At 68.2% G+C, this 18,176-nt stretch carries 20 protein-coding genes and 2 tRNA genes; 9 read left to right on the top strand and 13 right to left on the bottom strand.

Features of this window, described 5'->3' with window-relative positions:
- Nucleotides 1-20 precede the first annotated feature (20 nt).
- Nucleotides 21-1,184, bottom strand: coding sequence for an MFS transporter (locus FHS44_RS23945; RefSeq protein ID WP_312863787.1), 1,164 nt, complete (start codon nt 1,182-1,184; stop codon nt 21-23).
- Nucleotides 1,181-1,645 carry a GNAT family N-acetyltransferase gene (locus FHS44_RS23940; RefSeq protein ID WP_184718337.1) on the bottom strand — a complete coding sequence of 155 codons (465 nt, stop codon included), beginning with the start codon at nt 1,643-1,645 and terminating at the stop codon, nt 1,181-1,183. Before FHS44_RS23940 ends, FHS44_RS23945 begins: the two co-directional genes overlap by 4 nt.
- A 56-nt stretch (nt 1,646-1,701) precedes the next feature.
- Here FHS44_RS23940 and FHS44_RS23935 point away from each other — a divergent pair, with 56 nt between their 5' ends.
- Nucleotides 1,702-2,220 (top strand): CGNR zinc finger domain-containing protein, encoded by a 519-nt coding sequence (locus FHS44_RS23935; protein ID WP_312863786.1) that lies wholly within the window; start codon nt 1,702-1,704, stop codon nt 2,218-2,220.
- Here FHS44_RS23935 and FHS44_RS23930 read toward each other — a convergent pair.
- The 8 genes from FHS44_RS23930 to galU all read right to left on the bottom strand — a co-directional run bounded on the left by FHS44_RS23930 (nt 2,178) and on the right by galU (nt 7,600).
- Nucleotides 2,178-2,825: a hypothetical protein gene (locus FHS44_RS23930; protein WP_184718333.1), complete on the bottom strand. Its 648-nt coding sequence runs from the start codon at nt 2,823-2,825 to the stop codon at nt 2,178-2,180. The two genes, FHS44_RS23935 and FHS44_RS23930, sit on opposite strands and share 43 nt — an antisense overlap.
- Before the next feature lie 108 nt (nt 2,826-2,933).
- A tRNA-Ala gene (locus tag FHS44_RS23925) sits at nt 2,934-3,007 on the bottom strand.
- A gap of 66 nt (nt 3,008-3,073) precedes the next feature.
- On the bottom strand, nt 3,074-3,727 hold the full coding sequence (gene sepX / locus FHS44_RS23920; protein WP_184718331.1) for a divisome protein SepX/GlpR: 654 nt from the start codon (nt 3,725-3,727) through the stop codon (nt 3,074-3,076).
- 124 nt (nt 3,728-3,851) lie between these two features.
- A complete protein-coding gene (locus tag FHS44_RS23915; RefSeq protein WP_184718932.1) occupies nt 3,852-4,505 on the bottom strand; it encodes a GNAT family N-acetyltransferase in 654 nt (217 codons plus the stop codon).
- A gap of 68 nt (nt 4,506-4,573) precedes the next feature.
- Nucleotides 4,574-5,047 carry a MogA/MoaB family molybdenum cofactor biosynthesis protein gene (locus tag FHS44_RS23910; protein WP_184718329.1) on the bottom strand — a complete coding sequence of 158 codons (474 nt, stop codon included), beginning with the start codon at nt 5,045-5,047 and terminating at the stop codon, nt 4,574-4,576.
- Nucleotides 5,044-5,514 (bottom strand): cyclic pyranopterin monophosphate synthase MoaC, encoded by a 471-nt coding sequence (gene moaC / locus FHS44_RS23905; protein WP_184718327.1) that lies wholly within the window; start codon nt 5,512-5,514, stop codon nt 5,044-5,046. Before moaC ends, FHS44_RS23910 begins: the two co-directional genes overlap by 4 nt.
- Nucleotides 5,511-6,704 (bottom strand): molybdotransferase-like divisome protein Glp, encoded by a 1,194-nt coding sequence (gene glp / locus FHS44_RS23900; RefSeq protein ID WP_184718326.1) that lies wholly within the window; start codon nt 6,702-6,704, stop codon nt 5,511-5,513. The genes moaC and glp overlap by 4 nt, the downstream gene beginning before the upstream one ends.
- Nucleotides 6,701-7,600: a UTP--glucose-1-phosphate uridylyltransferase GalU gene (galU, locus tag FHS44_RS23895; RefSeq protein WP_184718324.1), complete on the bottom strand. Its 900-nt coding sequence runs from the start codon at nt 7,598-7,600 to the stop codon at nt 6,701-6,703. Before galU ends, glp begins: the two co-directional genes overlap by 4 nt.
- 23 nt (nt 7,601-7,623) lie before the next feature.
- Here galU and FHS44_RS23890 point away from each other — a divergent pair, with 23 nt between their 5' ends.
- The 3 genes from FHS44_RS23890 to FHS44_RS23880 all read left to right on the top strand — a co-directional run bounded on the left by FHS44_RS23890 (nt 7,624) and on the right by FHS44_RS23880 (nt 10,193).
- On the top strand, nt 7,624-8,205 hold the full coding sequence (locus FHS44_RS23890) for a 5-formyltetrahydrofolate cyclo-ligase (protein WP_184718322.1): 582 nt from the start codon (nt 7,624-7,626) through the stop codon (nt 8,203-8,205).
- Between the two features lie 51 nt (nt 8,206-8,256).
- Nucleotides 8,257-9,762: a potassium/proton antiporter gene (locus FHS44_RS23885; protein ID WP_184718320.1), complete on the top strand. Its 1,506-nt coding sequence runs from the start codon at nt 8,257-8,259 to the stop codon at nt 9,760-9,762.
- Nucleotides 9,763-9,881: 119 nt separating this feature from the next.
- Nucleotides 9,882-10,193: an FmdB family zinc ribbon protein gene (locus FHS44_RS23880; protein ID WP_184718318.1), complete on the top strand. Its 312-nt coding sequence runs from the start codon at nt 9,882-9,884 to the stop codon at nt 10,191-10,193.
- Nucleotides 10,194-10,195: 2 nt separating this feature from the next.
- Here FHS44_RS23880 and FHS44_RS23875 read toward each other — a convergent pair whose 3' ends face one another.
- Nucleotides 10,196-12,184: an MFS transporter gene (locus FHS44_RS23875; protein WP_184718316.1), complete on the bottom strand. Its 1,989-nt coding sequence runs from the start codon at nt 12,182-12,184 to the stop codon at nt 10,196-10,198.
- Nucleotides 12,185-12,631: 447 nt separating this feature from the next.
- On the opposite strand from FHS44_RS23875, the gene FHS44_RS23870 reads away from it, so the two are divergent.
- From FHS44_RS23870 to mscL, 3 genes are all read left to right on the top strand, one after another.
- On the top strand, nt 12,632-13,441 hold the full coding sequence (locus FHS44_RS23870; RefSeq protein ID WP_184718314.1) for an S-methyl-5'-thioadenosine phosphorylase: 810 nt from the start codon (nt 12,632-12,634) through the stop codon (nt 13,439-13,441).
- Between the two features lie 173 nt (nt 13,442-13,614).
- Nucleotides 13,615-14,298, top strand: coding sequence for a Flp pilus assembly protein CpaB (gene cpaB, locus FHS44_RS23865; protein WP_184718312.1), 684 nt, complete (start codon nt 13,615-13,617; stop codon nt 14,296-14,298).
- Nucleotides 14,299-14,359: 61 nt separating this feature from the next.
- Nucleotides 14,360-14,764, top strand: coding sequence for a large conductance mechanosensitive channel protein MscL (mscL, locus tag FHS44_RS23860; RefSeq protein WP_184718310.1), 405 nt, complete (start codon nt 14,360-14,362; stop codon nt 14,762-14,764).
- A gap of 33 nt (nt 14,765-14,797) precedes the next feature.
- Here mscL and FHS44_RS23855 read toward each other — a convergent pair whose 3' ends face one another.
- Nucleotides 14,798-15,931 (bottom strand): D-alanyl-D-alanine carboxypeptidase family protein, encoded by a 1,134-nt coding sequence (locus FHS44_RS23855; protein WP_312863785.1) that lies wholly within the window; start codon nt 15,929-15,931, stop codon nt 14,798-14,800.
- A 402-nt stretch (nt 15,932-16,333) separates the two neighbouring features.
- On the opposite strand from FHS44_RS23855, the gene FHS44_RS23850 reads away from it, so the two are divergent.
- The gene (locus tag FHS44_RS23850) at nt 16,334-16,522 is read left to right on the top strand and encodes a hypothetical protein (RefSeq protein WP_184718307.1); all 189 of its coding nucleotides are present in this window, start codon (nt 16,334-16,336) and stop codon (nt 16,520-16,522) included.
- Between the two features lie 487 nt (nt 16,523-17,009).
- A tRNA-Arg gene (locus FHS44_RS23845) sits at nt 17,010-17,082 on the top strand.
- Nucleotides 17,083-17,279: 197 nt separating this feature from the next.
- Here the strand turns inward: FHS44_RS23845 and FHS44_RS23840 are convergent.
- A complete protein-coding gene (locus FHS44_RS23840; RefSeq protein WP_184718305.1) occupies nt 17,280-17,891 on the bottom strand; it encodes a hypothetical protein in 612 nt (203 codons plus the stop codon).
- Between the last annotated feature and the right edge of the window lie 285 nt (nt 17,892-18,176).

Below are 18,176 nucleotides of genomic sequence, written 5' to 3'. Positions count from 1 at the left end.
CCGGTCGCCAGGGCTCGACATCACAGCCGGGCCGTCATCGCCAGGGTGACAGCGGTCAGCACGGCGAGCAGAGCCCAGGCCGCCGCGAAACCGCCGGTCAGGTCCGTGAGCAGGCCAAGCGCGGGTGGCGCCAGAACGACCGCCACCTGGTTGACGGCCATGGCCAGGCCGAGGGCGAATCCGGTGTGGTCCGGCGGCGCCGATTCGGCGGCGTAGGCGACCCAGGGGCCGTACCAGCCGATTCCGAAGAAGCCGAGCCAGACGAAGACCAGACAGGCCGCGACCGGGGAGCGGCCGATGGGAGTCGTCAACGCGGCCATCCCGATGATCACGGCGGCCAGGCATGTCAGGACGCAGGCGTAACGGCCGGATCCGTGGCGGTCGCTCCAGGCCGCCAGGCAGACACGGCCCAGCGCGCCCGCGCACTGGACCGCGACGTAGACCAGGACCGCCGAGACGGGGGTCACGGACGTCACCTCGTGCAGGTACAGCACGGTGAGAACGCCCAGGCCACCGTGCACCGACACCATACTCGTACCGGACAAGATGATCTTCTTCATGTACGGCTCGCGGAGCAGTTCCAGCCGCACGCGGGACGCGGTCACCATGGGGCGTTGATCCGGTGGGCGCCGATAGAAGGTCATGAAGGCGACGGCGCCTGACAGCGCGACGAGCGCACCGACCACGAGCGTCGACCTCCAGCCGAAGGCCGTCGCCAGTGCGGGAAGTGTGAGGGCGGCGAGGACACCACCGAGCGGGAGTCCCGCCTGGCGGATACCCATGGCCAAGCCACGCTGCGAGGCGTCGAACCAGGACGCCACCGATTTACTGCCACCCGGCTGAACGGTGCTGTATCCCGCACCGACGATCAGCAGGACGACGAGCAAGGAGACATACCCCGGGGCCGCGCTGCCGGCGGCCAACGCGACGGCGACCACAAGAGCACCGATCCCGACGACCCAGCGTTCGGCGTGGCGGTCCAGCAGTCGTCCCGCCACGGGTAGTCCGGCCAGAGGAAGGAGCTGAGCCGCCGACAGCAGCAGACCCAGTTGGGTCGTGTTCAGCTCCAGGTCCCGTCGCAGGTGGACGCTCATCGCGCCGATGCCCTGCACGAAGAACGCAGCCGCGGTCTGAGTGAAGGTCGCGACCCCCAGAATGACCCAGCGGTACTGCGATGTCCTCACGGCTTCCAGCACAGCAGGGGGTCGGGGTGGCCGAAGAAACCGAGCCGCCGGTAGAGCGGTTCCGCCTCGCGGGAGGCGGTGAGGTCGACCCGTACGGCGTCGCGGTCGCGAAACCAGTCGAGCAGACCGAGCATGATCGCCCGGCCGTGCCCACGCCGCCGGTACGTCGGGTCGGTGACCATGCCTATGACGTGGCCGATCCTCCCGTTGCGGGAGTGGGGGCCGGGGAACCACTGTTCGATCGTGCCGATGCCGCAGGCGGCCAAGCCGGTGTCGCCGTCCACGACCAGGATCCGGCAGTCGGGTTCGGTCAGCTTCCGCTGGAAAACGCGTGCGAGCGCGTCGCGCCAGTCGTCATCGGCGTTCGCGGGGTTGAAGAAGTCGCCGCCGAGGTCGTCGAAGAGCAGTGCCCGAAGGCGGACGAGTTCTGGAATGTCATTTTCTGTTGCTGTTCGCGTCACGGCGTACAGGCTGATGTAATGAGCTTATGCATCTCAACCCTTACGGAGCGGATGTGGTGAACTTCGCCGCAGAACTGGCGAACCGCCCACCGGCGAGCGCCGACGAACTCGCCGATCGCTGCCGCGCGGCCGGTCTGGTGCTGGAACGCCCCGTCGAACCGTCGGATCTCGACCAGACCCTCGCCGTCATCGACGCCTGGACGAACGTCGTCGATGCCACGGACGAGCGCGAGAAGGCCAAGCTCGTCAACGAGATGCTGGCCAGGTCGGCCGCCTACCCCCGGCTGACCGACCACGCCCATGGCTGGCACCTGCACTATCGCGACGACCTGCAGCCGCTTGGCGCGGTACTGTTCGCGCTGATCTCCGTGGGGACGGCAATGCACCTCGTCAACCGGGGCATGGACCGGCTCGGACGGTGTGCCGCCGCGGGTTGCGAGACGATCTTCGCGGACACCTCACGCACCGCACGGCAGCGTTACTGCTCCCAGCCGTGCGCCAACCGGGACGCGGTACGCCGCCACCGCGCCCGTCAGTCCACCTCCCCCACCCGACCTGCCGGCAGGCGACGGTAACCAACGTCGTCGGCCGGCAGGTCAGGTGGGTTGGTGGCGACCGTACGGCCGTCCTGGAGCTCAGTGGCTGCGGAGTGGAGGGACGCGAGCACCTGGGCACCCGGGTAGTGGCTGAGCTTCGGAAACCTCCAACGGTGGTAGCAACTCCAGTAGCTGGCGGCACGCTGCCGCGTCAACGTCATGAAGGCGGGGTTGTCGGCCGCGAAGTGCCCGTACCGCTGTCGTTGCCAAGTACCGGGGGTATCCAGCTCGGTGAGGCCCATCCTGATTACATCAACGATCTCGATGACGTACTCACCAACCAGGGTGACGACGAACGGCACTCCCCAGTCCGCGTCAATGGAGATCACCTTCTTCACGTGCTGCTGGCGCACGTAACCGCTGTGATGGCGGGTGAGCAGGCAGTCCAAGATTCCCCGGGCCACCTCGCCGAGGTCGTCCATCGCTCCAGACGAGGGCGGGTCCTCATAGATCCGGTACGGGATCCGCAACCACTGTCCCCGCACCGACACGTCAAAGCCATCCATCGACGCATGGCGGGAGGGCACCAGCAGTCGCACGACCTGCTCGACCTCGGCGCCCAGTTCGGAGGGAAACGCCTTCACAGCAGCACCGTGCAACCTGGCCCCCACATTCCTGGTTCCCGTACGGCGTAGTCACCCAGCAACGCAGAAGGCCGCTTCCGATCTCTCGGAAGCGGCCTCTGACTTAGGTGGAGATGAGGGGATTCGAACCCCTGACCCCTTCGATGCGAACGAAGTGCGCTACCGGACTGCGCTACATCCCCGAAGACGTCCCCTAGATTAGCAAACATCCGGAGGCGCTCGCGCCATCCGCGCAGCGAGGGGTGGGATCAGTCTCCGACCGCGCGGCGGTTCGGCTCGGCGTACTGGTCGAAGATCTCGTCGCGGTGGGCCGACAGGTCGATGATCTCGGCGACCGGGCGCCGTGCTTCGAGTTCGGCCCGCCTGCGGGCGCGCCTGATCCGTTCCATGCGTGCCCGGGCCATCGCCTGACGGCGCTGGGCGTCGAGCCGTCCCGCGCTCCGGAGGATCACCAGATAGAGCCCGAGAAGGGCCACGGAGGGCCCCACGCCCCACCAGGGGATGAGCCGGACAGAGGCCGTCACCGTTGAGGCGACGACCAGCAGAACGCACCACAGGGTCAGCCGTCTGCGTTTGGCGACCCGTCTGGCCCGGCCGCGCAGCTCCGCCCGCCTGCGCTCGGCGGCGGCGCGCCGTACCGGCCGGGTGGGCGGGGCGGGAGGCACCTGGGGTGCTTCCGTCTCCACCGGCACAGCCTCCCGGGAGACCGGAGCCGAAGGGAGGACGATGTCACGCTGCGTCTCGATCGAGTCCTCTGACGGCTGCTCCTCCTCGTCCTGGGCGTACGGCTCGGCGTCCTCGGTGAGCTCGGTGAAGGTGACCCGGTCGCGGCGCAGCCACATGGGCACGAGCACGCACAACCACATGACGACAATGGCCAGGTACAGGAGAACGCTGCTCACGGCCACCTCCGGGCAGCATGAAAACGCCTGGGGTCCCTTGGCGTCTCCAATGTGCTCACGTCACGCACAGTAAGACCGCGTGTCACTATTTGACGAGTATTCAGTGCGGTGTGTCGCGAGATCTTCAAGCCTCTTCATGGGGAGGGCCACCGTGGGGCGCCGACTCCCGGGCCCTGCGCCAACGCACCAGCAAACCCCTCGGTGCGTCTTCGACCGTGAGTGCGTAACAAATGTGGTCGCGCCAAGCGCCATCTATGTGCAGCTGGCGCCGTCTTATGCCTTCTTCCCTAAACCCCAGCTTTTCAACCACCCTGCGGCTCGCGTGATTTTCCGGGCGGATATTTGCCTCAACTCTATGCAGACCGGTCGTGAAGAAGCAGTAGTCGACGGCCATCGCGACGGCGGTCGGGGTGATGCCCCGGCCCGCGAGGGCGCCGTCGATCCAGTAGCCGATCTGGGCCGACCTGGCCGAGCCCCAGACGATGGCGCCGATGGTGAGCTGACCGGCGAAGGCGCCACGGTAGGTCATCACCCAGGGCAGGGCGAGCCCCTGCCTGGCCTCCCTGCGCAGCGTGCCCGCCATCGAGACATAGGGGCCGAGACCGGTCCGGAACAGCGGGGTCTCGGGATTGCTCGGCTCCCAGGGGCGCAGCCAGCCGGCGTTGCGCAGCCGCGTCTCGCGCCAGACACGAACGTCTCGCAGGCGCAGCGGCCGGAGTCCCACCGGGCCCTCCGTCAGGGTCACCGGCCAGCCACGAAGTCGATCCACGCTTCCCATCATCCCCCCAAGACGCGCCGACGTGCCATGGAGTCTCTGGGCCTGTCAGCGGGGGCGGAGGAGCGGCGTCAGCGGGAGTGGTCGCCACCCCTGATCTGGTCGACCGCGTGCGCGAGGATCGGCGCGAGCACCGCCATGCCGTCGCGGACCCCTCCCGAGGAGCCGGGGAGGTTGACGACCAGGGTGTGGGCGGCCTGTCCCGCGAGCCCCCTGGACAGGATCGAGGTGGGCACCCGGTCACGGTTGGCCTGCCGTACGGCCTCGGCTATGCCGGGGATCTCGCGGTCGAGCACGCGGGCGGTCATCTCGGGGGTCAGGTCGGCGGGGGTCAGGCCGGTGCCGCCGGTGGTGACGATCACGTCGTAGTCGGCGGCGACCCCCGCGCGCAGAGCCTCCTCGACCGCCTCCCCGTCGGGGACGACGCGTGGGCCGTCCACCTGGCACCCGGCCTCGGCGAGCAGCTCCGCCAGGAGCTTTCCTGATTTGTCGTCGTATATCCCGGCAGAGGCCCGAGTGGAGGCGGTGATCACCAAAGCTCTCATGGCCTGGTCCAGGTTCCCGTCTTGCCGCCGGTCTTCTCCTCGACCCGGACGTCGGTGATCACGGCCGCCGGATCGACCGCCTTGACCATGTCGATCAACGTGAGGGCGGCGACCGAGACGGCGGTCAGCGCCTCCATCTCGACGCCGGTCCGGTCCGCCGTCCTGACCAGGGCGACGATGTCCACCCCGTCGTCGGCGACGGCCAGCTCGACCTTCACCCCGTGCAGCGCGATCGGGTGGCAGAGCGGGACCAGGTCGGGGGTGCGTTTGGCCCCCATGATGCCCGCGATCCGCGCGGTGCCCAGCGCGTCACCCTTGGGCACCTCCCCCGACCGCAGCAGGGCGACGGCCTGTTCGGCCAGCAGCACCCTGCCGGTGGCGCGGGCCGTACGGACCGTGACGTCCTTGGCCGAGACGTCCACCATGCGCGCCGCGCCGGTTTCGTCGATGTGCGTGAAGCCACTCATAGCGGGATGACCTCGACTTCCGTTCCCTCTGGCACGGCGGTGACGTCCTCGTTGACCACGATCAACGCGTTCGCCGAGGCCAGCGCGGCGAGCTGGTGGGAGCCCTGCCGGCTCACCGGGGTGACGGACTCTCCGGTGAGTACGGCGCGCAGGTAGGAGCGCCTGCCCGCGGGCGAGCGGAGCGGGACACCGGTCACGGCCCGTACGGCGGGCGGGGACTCCGGCGTCAGCCCCCGCATCTTCCGCAGCGCCGGAGCGACGAACAGGACGAACGACACGAACGACGACACCGGGTTGCCCGGCAGGGCGAAGACCGGGACCTGGTTCTCCCCCACGAGGCCGAAGCCCTGGGGCATGCCCGGCTGCATCGCGACCCGCTCGAAACGGAAGGTGTCGAGACCGCCGAAGGCCTCCTTGACCGGCTCGTAGGCCCCCATCGAGACTCCGCCGCTGGTGATCACGGCGTCGACCCCGGGAAGGTGGGCGTTGAGCTGGTCGAGGAAGCTCCCGGCGTCGTCGGCGGTGATCCCGGCCCGGTAACCCTCGCCACCCGCCTGCCGCACCGCGGCGGCCAGGGCGTAGCTGTTGGACTCCCAGATCTGCCCCGGCGCCAGCGGTGTGCCCGGCTCGGCCAGCTCGGCGCCGGTCGAGATGACCACCACCCGGGGGCGGGGCCGTACCAGTGCGTGGGCGCGGCCGACACCGGCCAGGATGCCGAGCTGGGCGGGGCCGATGAGCGTCCCCTCCCGCAGCACGACGTCACCGGCCCTGACGTCCTCGCCCGCCTGGCGGATCGCGTTCCCCTCGGGGGCGGAACGCCCGATCTCGACCTGTTCCGTACCGCCGTCCGTCCATTCGACCGGTATGACGGCGTCGGCGCCCTCTGGCAGGGGGGCGCCGGTCATGATGCGCATGGCCGTACCCGGCGCGACGACCGGCCGTCCGGCCTCGCCCGCCGCGACGTCGCCGGTCACCGGCAGTCTCACCGGAACCTCGGCGACGTCACGCGCCCGTACGGCGTAGCCGTCCATGGCCGAGTTCGCGAAGGGCGGCAGCGCGACGGGAGAGGTGACCTCCTCGGCCAGGACCGTGCCCAGCGTCTCTTGAAGGCCGGTCTCCCTCGGTGCCGTCGGCCGTACGGCGAGCAGGATGTCGGCGAGGTGCTTCTCGACCGATCGTGTGAAGGTCATCGGTTGGCCAGGAACTCCTTGAGCCAGGGCACGAACTCGGGCGCCAGGTCGGGGCGGTCGGCGGCGAACTGGACCACCGTGCGCAGATAGTCGAGCTTGTTGCCCGTGTCGTAGCGGCGTCCCCGGAACAGCACGCCGTGCACCGGGCCGCCCTCGTCGCCGCCACGGCCGGCCAGGGTGCGCAGGGCGTCGGTGAGCTGGATCTCGTTCCCCCTGCCGGGCGGGGTGTTCTCAAGAACCTCGAAGACGGCCGGGTCGATCACGTAGCGGCCGATGATCGCCCAGTTGGACGGGGCCTCGTCGGCCGGTGGCTTCTCGACGAGGTCGGTGACGCGGACCACGTCGTCCTCGTCGGTCGGCTCGATGGCGGCGCAGCCGTACAGGGAGACCTGCTCCTTGGGGACCTCCATCAGGGCGATGACGCTGCCGCCACGGGCCTGGCGGACTTCGATCATGCGCTTGAGCAGTTCGTCGCGGTAGTCGATCAGGTCGTCGCCGAGCAGACAGGCGAAGGGGTGGTCGCCGACGTGCTGTTTGGCGCACAGCACCGCGTGACCGAGACCCCTCGGCTCGCCCTGCCGTACGTAGTGGAGGGTGGCGAGGTCGGCGGGCTCGCGCACCTGCGAGAGCCGCTCGTCGTCACCCTTGGCTTCCAGGACTTCCTCCAGCTCGATGGCTCGATCGAAGTGGTCCTCGATGGAGCGCTTGTTCTTGCCGGTGACCATGAGGACGTCGAGCAGTCCGGCGGAGACCGCCTCCTCGACGACATACTGGATTGCGGGCTTGTCGACGATCGGCAACATCTCCTTGGGAGTCGCCTTGGTCGCCGGTAGGAAGCGGGTGCCCAGGCCCGCGGCAGGGACGACGGCTTTGGTCACGAGATCGAAGTCGGCCATACGAAAACGATAGTGGAGGGGTTGTGGACAAGCCGAGGCTGCGGTCGGCGATCGGGGCCGCGCGCGCCGCGGTGTCCGAGGACGACAGGCACACCGCCTCCGTCATGACGCGAGAGGCGCTGCTCGAACAGCCGTGGGTCCAGATGGCGGGGCTGGTCGCGTGCTACTGGTCGATCGGCTCCGAGCCCTCGACGCACGGGCTCGTCCTGGCGCTGTGGAAGCACGGGACCACCGTGATGCTGCCGGTGCTGCGCGAGGACGACGATCTCGACTGGGCGGTCTACGACGGTCCCGACACCCTCGCCCCCGGGCGTTTCGGGATCATGGAGCCGGTCGACGTCCGGCGTGGCGTGGACGCCGTAAGGACCGCGGCGCTGGTGATCGTGCCCGCTCTCGCGGTAGACCGCTCCACGGGCGTACGGCTCGGCCGCGGCGGCGGCTCCTACGACAGAGCCCTGGCGAGGGTCGGTCCGAATGTGCCGACGGTCGCCCTGCTCTACGACGGTGAGCTGCGGGAAGGCATCCCCGGGGAGCCGCACGACATCCCGGTTCGCTACGTGGCGCAACCGGATGGAATCACCCGAATTGTCCCCGGACGTGCCTAACGACTCCGTCCAATACGACACAATGGTCCCAAGAGTTAGAGAGGGGGCCAGATGGGATTGGATGTCTGGCTGCTTCTCGGAGCGGGTGTCGTCATCGCGGCGATCGTCGCCGTACGGGTCGCCCACCGCAGCGGACTTCCCAGTCTTCTGATCTTCCTTGGTTTCGGACTGCTCCTCGGCGAGTCCGGCTTCGGGCTCCAGTTCGAGAACCCGGTGCTCGCCCAGCAGATGGGCCTGATCGCCCTGGCGGTCATCCTGGCCGAAGGTGGTCTGACCACCAACTGGAGCCATGTAAAACGGTCCATTCCCACCGCGCTCGTGCTCGCGACCGTCGGGGTCGGGGTGAGCATCGCCGCCGTCGCGGCCTCGGTGCACGCCCTGCTCGGTATGGAATGGCAGACCGCGCTGCTGCTCGGCGCTGTCCTCGCCTCGACCGACGCGGCGGCCGTGTTCTCGGTGCTGCGCCGCCTGCCGCTGCCCACCCGCCTGGCGGGCATCCTGGAGGCCGAGTCCGGATTCAACGACGCGCCGACCGTCATCGCGGTCGTGCTGCTGAGCGCCGCCACCTCCCCCAGCCTGGGCGAGGCACTGCTCATGGTCCTCGTGGAGCTGGCCGTCGGAGCGGTCGTCGGCCTGGGGGTCGGGCCGCTCGGTGTCTACGCGCTGCGCCGCATCGCGCTCCCGGTCTCCGGCCTCTATCCGATCGCGGTGCTCGCGCTGGCGTTCGTCGCCTACGCGGGCGCCGTGCTCCTGCACGGCAGCGGCTTCCTCGCGGTCTATCTGGCCACCCTGGTCATGGGCAACTCCCGGATGCCCCACCGCGCCTCGTCGAGGGGTTTCGCCGAGGGCGTCGCCTGGCTGGCCCAGATCGGCCTGTTCGTCATGCTCGGCATGCTTGCCAGCCCCTCGGAGATGCCCGCGGCGATCGTCCCCGGCCTGGTCGCCGGACTGATCCTGGTCGCCGTCGCCAGGCCGCTCTCGATCGTGATCTCCGCCCTGATCGTCAGGACCGCGCAGATCGACCGGCTGAACTGGCGGGAACAGGCCTTCCTGTCCTGGGCGGGTCTGCGCGGCGCGGTTCCCATCGTGCTGGCGACCATCCCCTGGGCCACGAACTCGGTGCACAACGGCACCGCGAAGCTCGTGTTCAACGAGGTCTTCGTGATCGTCGTCGTCTACACACTGGTGCAGGGGCCGACGCTGCCCTTCGTCGCCAAGGCCCTGGGCCTGTCGACGCCGGACGAGGCACGCGACCTGGAGGTCGAGTCGGCGCCCCTTGAGGAGCTCAACGCCGACCTGCTGCAGATCAAGGTTCCGCCGACCTCCAAGCTCCAGGGTGTGGAGATCTTCGAGCTCAGGCTGCCGACCGACGCCCAGGTCACACTGATCGTCAGGGACGGCAGAACGTTCGTTCCCTCGGACTCGACGAGGATCAGGATCGACGACCAACTCCTGATCGTGACGACCGCGACGTGCAGGGACACGGTCGAACGCAGGATGAAGGCGATCAGCCGCCGAGGCAAGCTGGCGGGCTGGTTCGGCGAGCTGGGGAGCTGATCCATCCATTCCTACCCGGAATGCGACAGATCCGACTCGCGTTTATGCTTGTCGGCTGCCTATCATTAGCAGTCGCGTCAGTAGAGTGCCAATCGGCGCGGATCGAAGGAGGAGGAACGGTGCCCACCTACCAGTACGCCTGCAGCGCATGCGGCAACGAGTTCGACATCGTCCAGAAGTTCTCAGACGACGCGCTCACCGAGTGCCCGACCTGCGCCGGTGAGCTGCGCAAGGTGTTCTCCGCGGTCGGCATCGTGTTCAAGGGCTCCGGTTTCTACCGGACCGACAGCAGGTCCTCCTCGTCCAGCACGGTGAGCTCGAACACGTCCTCCACGTCCGGTTCCTCGGGTTCCTCGGGCGAGTCGAAGTCCGGTGAGTCGAAGCCCAGCGAGACCAAGCCCGCGGCCGCCGCGAGCGCCCCGGCCTCCTGACCTCACGCCCCGTGGGGGCGGTCCGAGGCTGAGCCGAGCATCTCGTGGGGCAGCCTGTCCAGCAGTTCGCGGAGCCCTGGATGCCGCGCGGGGTCCCAGTCGTCGATCATCCGCCGCAGTCCCTCACGGGCCTCGGCGACAAGCACCCCGGCCACCCGCTCACCGGCCGGGGTCAGTTCAAGGCGCCCGCCGCCGTCCGTACGGCGGGCCAGCCCCCGCGTGACGAGCAGGTCCGCGTACGGCCTGCCCTCCTCGACCGTCACCCCGGCCCGCTCCGCCAGCTCTGTGCTCGCCTGGCCGCCCCCGGTGCCCAGCCTGGCGATCAGCCATACCGAGCCCGGTGGCAGGTCGAGACGGGCCGCCTTCCCGAGACGGCGGTAGTAGTCCCGGCGCATGTCCGCGTCGGCCAGCCGCCACAGGCCGCGTTCGACCTCGCGCAACGAGGAGCGCTGCGTGGACACCGCGCCGTAGCACTCCCCCAGGTCCACGGGCCTGGTGGTCTCGCGGAGCGGCACCTCGGGAAGCAGCCAGGCCGCGGCGAAGGCCACGAGCGCCACGGGGGCCGTGTAGAGGAACACCCTGGCGATCGCGTCCGAGTAGGCCGTCAGGAAGGCGGCCATGGCCTCCGGTTCCAGTCTCCTGACGGCCGTGGGGTCCGACTGGACCGCCGTGGCGACCCCCGGCGGGAGCCGTACGGTCCGCGAGAGCCGTACGAGATCGTCGGTGAGTCGTGAGGTGAAGACGGTCCCGGCGACGGCCACGCCGAAGGAGCCGCCGATGGAGCGGAAGAAGGTGACCCCCGAGGTGGCTACCCCCAGGTCCTCGAAGCCCACGGCGTTCTGCACCACGATCACCAGCACCTGCATCACCATGCCGATGCCGACGCCCAGCACGAGCAGGTAGACGCTCAGTTCGAGGACCGGGATGTCCTCGCGGACGTGGGAGAGCAGATAGAGCCCGAGCGTGGTGACCGCGCCGCCCACGATGGGGAAGATCTTGTACTTGCCGGTCCTGGTGATGACCTGGCCACTGATGATCGAGGTCACCAGCATCCCGGCCATCATCGGCAGCAGGTGAATGCCGGACCACGTGGGCGAGACCCCCTGCACGACCTGCAGGAACAGCGGCATGTAGGTGAGCGAGCCGAACATCGCGAACCCCACGGCGAAGCCGATCAGCGATGCCACGACGAAGGCCCTCGACCGGAACAGATGGGGCGGCAGCACGGGTTCCGCCGCCCGGTTCTCCACCCGCCACCAGAGCACCAGCAGCAGCACCGCGACCAGCACCAGACCGATGACGACCGGATCGGTCCAGGGGTAGACGGTGCCGCCCCAGGTCGCCACCAGCACCAGACAGGCCGCCGCGGCGCCCAGCAGGACGATGCCGAGATGGTCGATGACGTGGCGGGTCCGGTCGGTGTCCTGGGGCAGCGCGGAGGAGATCACGGCGAACGCCACGGCTCCGACCGGAAGATTGACGTAGAAGACCCAGTGCCAGGACAGGTGATCGACGAACAGGCCGCCGAGCAGCGGCCCCGCGACGCTGGAGACGGCGAAGACCGCCCCGAAGAACCCCTGGTATCTCCCGCGTTCCCTGGCGGGCACGACATCCCCGACGATCGCCTGCGCCAGCACCATGAGCCCGCCCCCGCCGAGCCCCTGCAGGGCGCGGAAGCCGATCAGCTGCCCCATGTTCCGCGACAGACCGCACAGCGCGGAGCCGATGAGGAAGATGACGATGGCGGCCTGGAAGAGCCCCTTCCTGCCGTACTGGTCGCCGAGTTTGCCCCACAACGGCGTGGAGACCGTCGAGGCCAGCATGTAGGCGGTGACCACCCAGGACAGCTCCCCGAGGCCGCCGAGATCGGCCACGATCGTCGGCAGCGCGGTGGCGACGATCGTCTGGTCGAGGGCCGCGAGCAACATGCCCAGCATGAGCGCCCCGATGACGAGCCCCACTCCCGCCCCCATACGGCGCGCGACCCCCATGCCCCGTCCCCCTCATCACCGATGCCCCCTGTTCCTCTACCCAGGGCGGCCTCTGTCGTGTGGGGCCCTGTTTTGTTGCGGATTTATTGGGCTATTTAGGGTTTTGTACGGCTTAGCCTGGCTTCGTACGGCTGGCTTCACGCGGCCGTTTCCGTGGCGCTGGTTCTGCTGGGGGTTCGGCTGGCTTTCGTGCGGCTTTCGTACGGCTTGCTCCCACCGAGGGCCGTGATCGTTTCCTGGTGGGTTTCACGGGTTTCCCCGTGACAGGTTGGTGGGCCTCTCCACAGTCGGTTCGTGGGCCTCTCCACGGTGGGTTTCGCGGGGCGTGACCTGGTTGTCCGAAATCGTGGCCCAGTTTTCCACAGGGAGGTTTCGCCGTTCCCCAGTTATCCACAGGACCCCCATGGGCCTCCTCAGCGGTTCGTCGATGACGCTAATCTCGGCGCCATGGTCACCAAAGCGGACATCGGAGTCATCGGCGGCTCGGGCTTCTACTCTCTGCTCGACGACGCGGCAGAGATCGAGGTAGCCACCCCGTACGGCCCACCCAGCGACGTCATCACCGTCGGGCGGATCGGGTCACGGTCGGTCGCCTTCCTGCCCAGGCACGGCCGCGACCACCGTTTCGCCCCCCACCTCATCCCCTACCGCGCCAACCTGTGGGCACTGCGCTCCCTGGGGGTCCGCCAGGTCCTGGCTCCCAGCGCGGTCGGCTCACTGCGGCCCGAGCTCGGCCCCGGCACCCTGGTCGTCCCCGACCAGCTCGTCGACCGCACCATGGGCCGCACGCAGACCTACTACGACAACGGTGGCGTCGTCCACGTCACCTTCGCCGACCCCTACTGCCCCTCGGGCCGCGCGGCGGCCATCGGGACCGCCCGCTCCGCCGGGTGGGAGCTGGCCGAGGACGGCACGCTGGTTGTCATCGAAGGCCCCCGCTTCTCCACCCGCGCCGAGTCCCGCTGGTTCACCTCGAACGGCTGGACGATCGTCGGCATGACCGGCTCTCCCGAGGCGATCCTCGCCCGCGAGCTGGCCATGTGCTACACCACGCTGTCCCTGGTCACCGACCACGACGCCGGTGTCGAGGTGGGCGAGGGGGTCACCCACGAGGAGGTCCTGGCCTTCTTCGCCACCAACATCAACCGGATGCGCTCCCTGGTCGCCGACGTCGTCACGGCCCTGCCGGAAGAGCGCACCTGCCCCTGCCCCACCACCCTGAAAGGCCTGACTCTCCCCTTCGAGCTCCCCGGCTGACCAAGATCTCCTACGGCAGGCCCCCGGCTCTCCCACGCCGGGCCTGCCGTACGGCGAAACCCGGCCGAAGCCCCGACCACCCAGCATGAGGGCTGCCTTTCCCACAGCGCACCCGCCTTCGGCATGCCACAAAACTCCTCTCCGCCTCGTCCCAACCACCTCTGGAGTCAGACATGCGCGTCCTCCGTGATCTGACCGGTTCCTCCGCCCAGCCACGCGCCCCCTCCCCTCCCGCCGCCTCCACCCGGAGCCGGGACATCGCGCGCCGCTTCGGAGGGCGTCGTCACCGGATCATCGCGACCTTCGTCGCCGCGTCGGCGATGGCCTGTGCCCTGATCGGGCTACGGCCCGACAGCGCGTCGGTGGCCGTGCTCACCGCGGCCAGAGATCTTCCCGGAGGGGCGCTGAGGGCATCCGACCTGAAGACGGTCGCCATGCGGCCCGAGACCGTCCCTGACGGTGCGCTGAGACCCGGTGCGCCGATCGCCGGAAAGGTCCTGACCGGTCCCGTGCGGCGTGGGGAACCGCTGACGAACGTCCGCCTTCTCGGCCCCGGCCTGCTGACCGCCCGGGGGCCGGGGACGGTCGCCGCTCCCATCCGGGTCGCCGACCCTCAGACGGCCCGTCTGCTCTCCCCCGGTGACATCGTGAACGTGCTCGCCGCTCCTTCCTCCTGGGACGGCTCCGCCCCGGCGCGGACCGTGGCCGAGGGGGTCACCGTGCTGGCCACACCCGGAGGCGAGGCGGACCAGGGCGCGCTCGTCGTGCTGGCCACCTCCTCGGCACAGGCCGCCGAGCTGGCATCCGCCCAGGCGAGTGGCCGCCTGTCGATCACCATCAATCCTCACGTAGAGTAATGTGACAGATGCCTAAAGTAGCGATATGAATACCGGCTGAGAGCATGGACGAGGGGGAACCATGATCAACGGATTCAAGAACTTCCTGTTGCGCGGCAACGTGGTCGACCTCGCCGTCGCGGTGGTCATCGGCGCCGCCTTCACGGCGATCGTGAACTCCTTCGTCAGCGACATCCTCACGCCGTTCATAGCCGCCATCGGCGGTCGTCCCGACTTCTCCGCGCTCACCCTGCGTATCGGCGGGGGCGAGATCAAGTACGGCCTCTTCCTCAACGCCCTGATCTCGTTCCTGATGGTGGCGGCGGTCATCTACTTCCTCGTCGTCCGCCCCTACGAGAAGATCTCCTCCAGGTTCGCCAGGCAGGAGGAGAGCGTCATGCGTGACTGTCCGGAATGCCTCTCCGAGATCCCCAGGGCCGCCGCCCGATGCTCCCAGTGCACCGCCCAGGTCACCCCCGTCCTCTGATCACGAAGACACGTCATGCCCTCGTGTCACGGTCTACAGCAGTGAACCGAGTTTCGGGTCGTACTCCCAGTGCCAAGGCTCGAAGGGACTAACATACGCCCACTTCGGGTGCATCCATCCATATTGCTTGCTGTTGGCTTCCAGCCAGTTGAACTCGATCGACCGGAACCGCTCCACGCCCCCGCACAGGTCCACGGCAAGGCCGAGACCGTGGTTGCTACGGCCGGGCACCGCGGCGAATCCAGGCCTGCGGTAGTAGACCGACTGCTGCTCGGCGAGACTCCGATAGCTGTCCGTCACGCACATGGGCTTGCCGAATTTCCGCCGATAGGCCTCGTTCAGACTGATGAACGCCAGCGCCGCGTCGGCCCGCAACTGGTTGCCCTGCTGCTGGAGCGGACAGAGATAGGCCTTGGGAATCAGGCCGTTGGGGAAGTCACCCAGCGAGGTCGCCCTCGTCGGATCGCACCCTCCCACGGGATTGCCCGACCTGTTGACCTTGACCCCCAGCTTCACCAACGCCTGCGTCAGTGATTTCACGATCTTGGAGGAGCGCTCCCTGAGGGTCTGGATCTCGGCGTTCATCTGGGCTTCGGCCAGGAGGTTGCCCGCCCTCAGCTCCTGGGCCTCCCCTGCCAGGCGTTCCTTCTCCGCCTGCAGACGGGCCCCGTCGTCCAGGACCTGGCTGCGTTCGGCGGTGATCTGGTTGACGTCGGCCAGGGCCCTGAGGGTGGAGCCGTCGGCGTCACCGGACAGGAAGAAGAGAGCGTCACCCCCGATGGGGTGCTGGTAGAGCTGACCGATCAGATCCGACAGCGGCTGCCGTACCTCCGCGAAGGCCTTCTCCGCGGCCTGCAGTTCGCGGAGCTTGGCGGCCAGTTCCTTCTCCGAAGCCTGGATCTTGGCGCGTCTCTGCTCAAGCGCCTTTGTCGCGTCCTCCAGCTCCTTGGCGGCCTTCTCCGCCTCACGCCGCAGTTCGGTGAGGTTGATGGGTTCGCGAAGGGTTCCGGTAGGGGTGACCTGCGTTCTTTTCGCGAGGTTGGTCGACTGACCGGCGGCGACCGGCTGAGCCTTCGTCTGCGTCGGATTCGCGACAGCCACCCCCGGGACGAGGGAAGACATCGTCGCGACGACGACGATCAGGCCCGCTGATCGACGAGGTGGCACGTTCGACCCCTCCGTTTGCGAACTCGTGACCTGGGTCAGGCACGCACGTTACTACAGCCAACCAAGTGCCTGGGTCAGACTCACTACAGCTGATATGCGCCAAACACCCCATTTGGCACTCTGGCGTCTCAGGCCTCGCTCCGCATCCGCTCCCTACAGACCTCCCACAACCAGGTGTCCCGCCACTCCTTGGGGCATCCGAACGCGTCACTCACCGGTTCGGGACGCGGAGGTCTCCGTACAGGCCGTTGCGCGGGTGGAGCCGGACGCTCCCTCCTGATCACAGGAGGCGGCGCGGCGACCACCGAGGGCCGCGTCCTCGTGACGACCACCGGGGGCACCTGTCTCCCGTAGACACGGACAGGCCGATACGGAGGCGGGACGACCTTCGGCTCCAGGACCATGCTCGCCGAGACGGTTCCCGGCCGCGCGGACGCGGTCGAAGGGGCGACCTCGGACACTCGCACGATGTTCCGTATCGGCGCGATCGTGATGGGCACCAGGGCGATCGCCGGTTCCGAAGCACCGTCCCCCGCCTCCTCCGTCACCCCCCAGACCCCAAGCCCCATCGCCCCCGTTTCCTCCGCGTAGGTCTCCCGGAGACCGCGAACAGGAGCCTCAGCGAGAACACAGTCCTCACCGAGCCCCGAGGGTTTACCAACCTCACCCAACTCCCGAAAGGCAGGCCGTACACCGAACCCCTCAAAACCCTCACCGATGCCCTGAGCACGAGGGTCGTAGGGCGACGGCCCGCCACGGAACTGCGCCCCCGCGGCGATCCCACGAGCGGCAGCCCGGTAGCCAGCGAGCTCCGCCACCAGCAGACCTACCGCCAGAAGCGCGGGCGCCAGCATCGCCCCGCACAGCACGAACGGCCGTAACGCCCGATGCCCGCCGATCCGCTTCCGTTGCCGCTCAGTCACGGAGTGCGACACTAAACGTCGCCACTCCGGCGACACTCACCCACTTGCCGCCCCTTTACCGCAGCTCAGCGAACCGATAACCCAGCGATCGCCCCCAACTCCCCCTCCGAGCGCACATCCACTCCACACTTTCGCTACTCTTAAGGAGAGTCCCTGCCTCCGTAGCTCAGGGGATAGAGCACCGCTCTCCTAAAGCGGGTGTCGCATGTTCGAATCATGCCGGGGGCACTCTTCCTGTCAGTGGATACGCCCTCGGCCTGGGGCATCCATGATCATATTTCTGAACGGCCACAGGCCGCCCTGTGTCAGTGGTTGCGGAATACGCACTTGATGATGATGGCGTCTCTGGCTCGGTGAGCCATCAGTATGCCGGAGCCTCCCGAGCTCGCGACCATCACGAAGCCCTGTAGGAGCCCGGTCAAGGGCTACGAACCTGGAGTGGGAAGGCTCTTCAGGTCGAGGGTGTACGTGACATCGGTGTCCGAGGGCAGGCCAAAGACCTCACAGGCCGCTTCTCTGACCACATCGTGCATGTCCGAACCGGTGGCCTCCAGCCTCAATGCCCGCGGCGCGCCCCAGAAGGAGAACATCTCACGGACCGAAGGGGTGTTCAGGTCACCGTCCAGAGGCTCCTTCACCTGCCGTACGGCCAAGCGCCCGTCGGCCGACTCCACGGTCAGAAGAAGCGAGGTCCGGTACCCGCTACCGCCAACGAGCAGGGTCCCGGAACGGGCGAGTTCCTCGCACGCGGCCACAATCCCGAGCAGTAGGTCAGAGCCCTTCCGACGTACCTCTACGAATTCCTCGTGGCAGAACACCCGCGGATTCAGATCCGGCCTGTCACTGGCCAGCACATAGTTTCCAACACGATCAGAATCCGTCTCCAGAAAACGGTCAGCGACCTCGATGAGCGCCTCGCGCGTCGAGGAGTCGACCCAGACAACTTCCTCTTCGGCCTTGCCTGTGACACCGGACCAGATCGGCTGCAGGACGGACCATGCAACGACCATGATCGCAAGAGCTAAAGCGCCGCTCACCCATACAGGCAACCGCCGCCCACGCGGTTTCGACATCGCCGCTCCCCCAACGTCAGCCAGCCGTTCCACGCCCTTCTCGTCACCGTCACAACGAGAGAGGGAATCATTCCATCGCGGATTCTCAGCCCTGCAAGAGGCTCTTCCTAGCATCAGCCGCCATGCGATGGTTGACGCTCTTCGACCCGAACAACACCCTCGTGGATCTCGACAGGCATTTCAGATATGGACCGCGGGGTTCCCTCAGGAGAACGGTCTTGGGAATGGTGGCATGAGTTGGGTGATCGA

The organism is Streptosporangium saharense (assembly GCF_014203715.1).
GTDB classification, from domain to species: domain Bacteria; phylum Actinomycetota; class Actinomycetes; order Streptosporangiales; family Streptosporangiaceae; genus Streptosporangium; species Streptosporangium saharense.
Note: the sequence above shows the minus strand (reverse complement) of the source record. Positions and strands in the feature narration are given on the sequence as shown.